The 582-nt window shown below is 65.8% G+C and carries 1 protein-coding gene; it reads right to left on the reverse strand.

Translation table 11 applies throughout. The features are described from left to right. Positions 1 to 4: 4 nt before the first annotated feature. Positions 5 to 582, reverse strand: a 578-nt coding sequence (locus ACSDR0_RS51075) for a transposase (protein ID WP_435296213.1), incomplete at its 5' end; no start/stop codon positions are given.

Below are 582 nucleotides of genomic sequence, written 5' to 3' on the forward strand. Positions count from 1 at the left end.
TTCCTTAAAGCAGGTAGATAAAGCGACGTCGGCGCGGCCGAGGGGGAAGGGTTGGCCGACCCCAGACCCAAGGGTGGGCGCGGGTGTTGAGCTGGGCGGTTGCCACGGTGGTGGCGTAGGTGATCTCGTCGGGATCGGCGAAAGTCTGCCCAGCCAGGGCCTGGCGACGGAAAATGCGCCACCAGGCTTCTTGCAGGTTGAGCCAGCAAGCGCCCTTGGGAATGAACACCTGCTGGATCCGCGGATGCTCAGTGAGCCACTGACGGGTGGAGATGCTGTTATGGCTGGACAGATTGTCGGTGATCACCGCGATCGTGCCGACCGGGTTGGCCTGCTCCAGCAGAGACAAAAAGCGCTGCCAGCCGACACTGTCGCGTGAAGCGGCGGTCATGGTGACCGCGTGGCCGTCGGCGATGCGCAGGCCGCCGTAGACCCAGGTCTTCTCCGGGCCGCGGCTGTATTCCAGGGGTGCTTTGACGCGTCGGCCGTCAGATGTCCACCCGGGCGCGGAATCAAAGGTCCGCGGAACGATAGGGCCGAGCTCGTCGGCGGCCACGACCGTCACTCCCTGCGGCGGGCAGG

Source organism: Streptosporangium sp. G11 (assembly GCF_051192615.1).
In the GTDB taxonomy this organism is placed as follows: Bacteria; Actinomycetota; Actinomycetes; order Streptosporangiales; family Streptosporangiaceae; genus Streptosporangium.